This is a genomic window from Italian clover phyllody phytoplasma str. MA1, from assembly GCF_000300695.1.
Classification (GTDB): domain Bacteria; phylum Bacillota_I; class Bacilli_A; order Acholeplasmatales; family Acholeplasmataceae; genus Phytoplasma.
In genome coordinates this window covers 1-5,741 of sequence record NZ_AKIM01000021.1, presented here as the reverse complement: position 1 = coordinate 5,741, position 5,741 = coordinate 1, and the positions used below count along the sequence as shown (strand labels likewise).

The following is a 5,741-nucleotide window of genomic DNA, read 5'->3' as shown; positions in this document are numbered from 1 at the left end:
TGTTTTTAAAAAGCTGTTACTTTTAATATTTTGGTCTTTTCTGAAGAATTGTTCAATAAATGATATTCTTCATTAATAGATAAATAAAAAGTATCGTCTTTTTTTAATAAATAATGTTTTTTGTTTAAAACTAAAACCACTTCACCTTCTAAAACATAACAAAATTCATCATTGATTGTTCTTGTTTGAATTATTGTTTGTCCTTGGGATTCTATTTCTATTATAATAGGTTTTATTTTATTTTTTTCTAATTTTGGAAATATATTATAAATAGTATGCTTTAAATTATGATTTGGCGCACTAATAAAATCGTCTTTAGTGTTGATTAATGATAAATTTTTCTCTTGTTTAAAAAAATCTGATAATGAAACGTTAAAAATTTCTAACAAAGGAAATAAAGTTTTTAAAGAAGGAGAAATTAAATTATTTTCAATTTGAGAAATATAACCACTAGTAACATTAATTTTTTCAGACAATTCTTTTTGTGTTAATTTATTTTTTAATCTTAAAGTTCTAATTTGAAATCCAATATCCACTTCATCTTCCTTTTAATATTTTTTTAAATAACTTTTTTATATACCTAATAAGAGATTTAATTCTCGGTATAAATAAATTTGTTGATTAAAATATTTTTTCGAATTATTTTTATTTTTTTTATGATTTTTATATAATTCTAATTTGTCTTTTTGATATTTCAATCTCCATAAAATTTTTAAGAGTAATAATTTTATTTTTCCTCTGAAAAGCTGTTTTTTACGAAAACGAACAGTTTTTTTATCAATTTTATTAATTTGTTTTAAAATAGAGTTATTTTTTTGTAAAAAGGTGTTTTGACTATTTTCGTAAGAGTCGAAAATAATTTTTTCTTTCTTTTCTTGGTTTTGTTTGGTTATTTTGTTTTGTATAGGGTATAATTTTATTTTTTTAACTATTAAATCAGATTTTTTTTTAAAAGCAGATAAGAAATCTTGAAATAAAAGCTTTTTTTCTTCTTCTATTTGCTTCATTTCTTGGACAAAATTATTCTCTATTTCTTTCAAAGTATCATCTAAATTTTCCTGAATTAAAGTAATTTTTTCTTTCATTTGAACTAGCTGTTGATTAATAGCTTGTTGTTCTTTTTCGATTGTTTTTTTGATTCTGTTTTCTTCTTCTTGGGCGACGAAACGGATATTTTTAATTTGAGAAAAATGAATGTCTTTAGCGATATCTAAAAAAATATCAGTTAATAAAAAAATTTTATTATTATGGGTCAATAATAAGTTTTGCTTATCTTGTTCTTGCTTAGATAAGATATGACGATTATATTTGTTCCATTCGTAATAATCTAGACGAGATTGATCCACGAAAAAGGTTAAATTATGCCAAAAAGACCACCAATAATTCCAAAACTTTTTTACTTTGAATTTATTTGATATTTGGGATAAAAAAGTTTTTGGAGCAGATGTTTGATTAATGGTAATAATTTGTTGAAACAATTTATTTTGATAAAAATTCTTTTTTTGTAATATTTTATTTTGTGTTTTTCGTAAAGCGTTGATTTGGCTTTCTTTTTGGTCTTTATTGTTCTTCTTTTGCTTTTGCCAATGATTTAATTGTTCTTTCCATGATTGATAAAGATTATTAGAAATTTTAATTTTTTTATCAAAAAAAGCGAAAAAATTATTATTAGGATTATCATATTTAAATTGTACATTATGAACTAAATCACGAATAAAAGAAATATTTTTGTCATAATATTCTAAAATAACCTGGATTAAATCAATTTTTTCTTGTATCAACAACTCTTCGAAAAGATATATTTCTTTTTGCAAAAGATAATGTGAATCAAAGTGTTTGTCGTGAATTTGATCAATAAAAAATTGCAACAAAGAACTCACTTCTTCAAATTCTTCTGTATCAAATAAGACTTTAGATTTATTATTGTTTAAATAATTGTTTAATTTATCTTGCATTATGTTTATCAAATTATTTTGTCGGTTATTAGCTTCGTTAAGATGAGCAATAAAAGAAATTAATTTTTTTAAAATATTTTTTTGATTGATAAAATTTTTTTCTATGATATTTTCTATTTTGATTTGTTGAACTTTCATACGAAATAATAAATTTTCTTGTTGTTGTTTATAGTTCATATTTTCAAAATGTATTTTATGTTCTTGATTAACATATAGATGTTCTAAATCTTCTTTTAAACGTTGTATTTGTTTATGATTTTGAATTATTTTAGCATAATATTCAGATGTAATTTTAATTTTTTCAATTTTTAACTGCATCTTTAATAAATATTTGTTATGTTGGGTTTTATGCTTTAAAAATAAAACTTTTCTTTGAAATTCTAAATTGTTAATTTTTTTTTGTATCTCTTGATTTTTTTGTAAAAATAAATATTCTAATTTGTTTTTAGCGTATTCTTCTCGTCTTTCGATTTTAATCATTTCATAATGTTTTTGAACATCTGTTTGTCTTAATTCGATATCTAGCATTTTAATTTGTTGGAGATATTCATGATTAATTAATTCTTTTTCTTGTTTACAAATTAAATGTTGGTTATAAATCTCCATGTCAGTAATTTTAACAAAGATTTTTTTTTCTAAAGCAATGATGTTTAACGCTTTGTTGTAAAGAAATTTTAACCAAAAATATTTTTTACGCCAAATATTTAAATCTTTATAATAACGGATTTCATTTTGCATCATTTCTTTCATTAAAGATAAAAAACATTTTTCTTTAGTTTTAGACACCGATTCCAGAAAAAAAAACATCATTAATTTTTTTTCTTCAAATAAAATCTGTTTTTTTTTTTCTAAAGCATTTTTATTATGTTTAAAAGTGTTTTTTTCTTGATCAAAGATTTTATTATGATCCGCTAATTTATTTTGAAAAAGATCATTTATTTTTTGCATTTTTTCCGCAAAAATATTATTTTTCTTAATTGCTTTTTGGTTAATGTGAGTTAAATTCTTTTTATAATTTCTTTCTAGTTTATTTAAATTAGCGTTTAAACCGTTTTTTAAAACGATAATTTGTTTATTAATTAATATATTTTTTTCATGAAAAGATTGATAGGTTTCACTGGATTTGAATTTAGTTTTTTCCGAAATTTCTAAATGTTTTTGTAAAAAATTATTTTTTTCTTTTTCTTGTTCTGTATGTGTTTTTTGTTCCAAAAAAATAATATTGTCTAAATCGGTTTGTGTTTTTTGTTTTAAAGAATCAATATTTTGTTCAAATAAAGCGTTAATTTTTTTTTTAGCAAAATTATTATGTTTAATTTTTTTAATTAATTCTTTAATGTATTTGTGTTCTTTTTTATCTTTTTGAATAAAATTAGTGTATAAAATGCTTTGAAATTTATTTTTAATATAAGATAGGTTATTGCGATGATCAACGTTTAAATCTTTTAATTTAAGAAAAATTTGCTGATTTAATATTTTAGTTTGTTGATCAATTTCTTGTTCAAAAGACACACTTTGGGCCTGATAATCATAAGGAAAGGAATTATTGCTTTGTAAAAGATTATTCAAATAATTTAACACAAATAATAAATTATTTTGCGAAAAATCTTTATTATTGTGTTCAATATCAGTTATAGAAGAAACATTTTTTTGTTTAAAAGACATATTCATTTTATCCTCGTTACCCTAATATTAATACTTATTATATATTATAACACACTAAAACATAAGATAATAATATTTAAAATGTTATAATCAAATAGAGAGCAGCTCGAGGTGTAAAATGTATTATTATATTAAAGGTAAAATTATCGAAATTAATAAAAATAGCGTTATTGTTGATAATCATGGTATTGGTTATCATATTCATTTTTTTAGCCCTTATTTGTTCCATTTAGAACAAGAAGTAAAATTATTTCTTTATTATTATATTAAAGATAATATCCGTGATTTGTATGGTTTTACAGAAATAAAATTTCTTTCTTTTTTTAAAAAATTAATTTCTATTCCAGGGATAGGACCTAAAAGCGCTATTGTGATCACCAATGTAGAATTTTTTCAAGAAACGCAAAACGCTATTAAACAAAATAACATCGCTTATTTAATGAAATTCCCTGGTATTGGTAAAAAAACAGCTCAACAAATTATTTTCCATTTACAAAATAATTTAGTTACTCCAAAAACACAAACCAACACTTTTGTCCTCAACCCTAAACAAAATGATGTTAAATATGCTTTGATGAATTTAGGTTTTAACGCTAAACAAGTTGAACATATCATTTATAAAATAGATTCTAACCAAAGTTTAGAATTAATGATAAAAGAAGCTTTAAAACTTTTAATTAATAAATAAAAGGATTAAAAATACCATGAACACTAAAGATATTGTCAACGAAGAAATCAAAATAAATAATAAAGATGAACAATTTTTAAGACCACTATTGTTAAACCAATACGCAGGACAACCAAATATTAAAAATATTTTAAGTGTTTATATTAAAGCCGCCCAAAAAAGAAAAGAATCGTTAGATCATCTTTTATTTTACGGTCCGCCTGGCTTAGGCAAAACTACTTTAGCTAAAATTATAGCTAATGAATTAAAGGTTAATTTTAAAATTACCAGTGGAGCGGTGGTAGAAAAAACTGGCGATTTAGCAGCTATTTTAAGCAATCTTCAACCAGGAGATGTTTTATTTATTGATGAAATTCATCGCTTGCCGAAAAATATTGAAGAAATTTTATATGCTGCTATGGAAGATTATGTTTTAGACATTATTATCGGTAAAGAAAACGAAAGACGTACAGTGCGAATTGATTTGCCACCTTTCACTTTAGTAGGAGCGACTACTAAATTCGGTCATATTTCTTTCCCTTTAAGAGATCGTTTTGGCTTAATTTTAAAATTAAATTATTATAACGAAAAAGAGTTAAAACTTATTTTAAAAAGAACTGCTTTGGTTTATGGTAATCAAATAGAAGAAAAAGCTTTAGCAGAATTAGTTAAAAGAAGCAGAGGAACCCCTAGAATTGCTAACCGTTTATTCAGAAGAGTAAGAGATTTTGCTGAAATTTATTCTAATAAAGTTCTTACTCATCAAATAACCTTAGAAGCTTTAGAAAAGCTAAAAATAGATTCTAACGGCTTAAACGAAACAGATTATAATTATTTAAACACATTAGTGAATAAATTTAACGGTGGTCCAGTCGGTATTAAAAATATTGCCGCCACTATCGGAGAGGAAATATTTGCCATTGAAGAAGTTCATGAACCATTTTTAATTAAAGAAGGTTATATCAAAAGAACTGCTCAAGGCAGAATCGCCACCGATTTAACCACTCAATTATTAAAACAAAAAAATATTCATAAAAAATAATGAACTGCGACCGATTGTTTGGACTCGAATTTTATATAAAAAAATAAAATAAACTTTAATTTTTAAATTAACTGCCTGACCAAGTATTGAATAGTTGTTATTAAAGAAAAACATCAATACGCTGAAACGCTAACAAAATCATAAAAACAAATAAAAAAAGAAAAAGAAGAACTCCATTTGCGTACAACCCCTTTTTTTTTGAAGAAATGACATTTTCAAACAAAATCTCTTTAAATAAAAAATCTTTTAGAGTTATAATAGATAACATATAAAAGAAAGATAAAAAAAGTAAAGTGTGGATTTTAATCATAAAAATAGACAAATTAAAACAAAAAATTAAATTATTACAAAAAATGATTGAAAAAATTAAAAAAATTGATAAAAAGATTGTTTTTCATTTAGTAAACCAATT

The 5,741-nt window shown here is 22.8% G+C and carries 4 protein-coding genes; 2 read left to right on the top strand and 2 right to left on the bottom strand.

Annotated features, from left to right (window positions below; translation table 11 throughout):
• Positions 1–5 precede the first annotated feature (5 nt).
• On the bottom strand, positions 6–536 hold the full coding sequence (locus RI01_RS01315; RefSeq protein WP_017192858.1) for a helix-turn-helix domain-containing protein: 531 nt from the start codon (positions 534–536) through the stop codon (positions 6–8).
• 36 nt (positions 537–572) lie between these two features.
• Positions 573–3,620 carry a hypothetical protein gene (locus RI01_RS01310; RefSeq protein ID WP_017192857.1) on the bottom strand — a complete coding sequence of 1,016 codons (3,048 nt, stop codon included), beginning with the start codon at positions 3,618–3,620 and terminating at the stop codon, positions 573–575.
• A gap of 118 nt (positions 3,621–3,738) precedes the next feature.
• On the opposite strand from RI01_RS01310, the gene ruvA reads away from it, so the two are divergent.
• Complete coding sequence (gene ruvA, locus RI01_RS01305) at positions 3,739–4,308, top strand: Holliday junction branch migration protein RuvA (RefSeq protein ID WP_017192856.1); 570 nt, start codon at positions 3,739–3,741, stop codon at positions 4,306–4,308.
• A 16-nt stretch (positions 4,309–4,324) separates the two neighbouring features.
• Positions 4,325–5,329, top strand: a complete 1,005-nt coding sequence (gene ruvB / locus RI01_RS01300) for a Holliday junction branch migration DNA helicase RuvB (RefSeq protein WP_017192855.1) — start codon at positions 4,325–4,327, stop codon at positions 5,327–5,329.
• Positions 5,330–5,741: the final 412 nt, after the last annotated feature.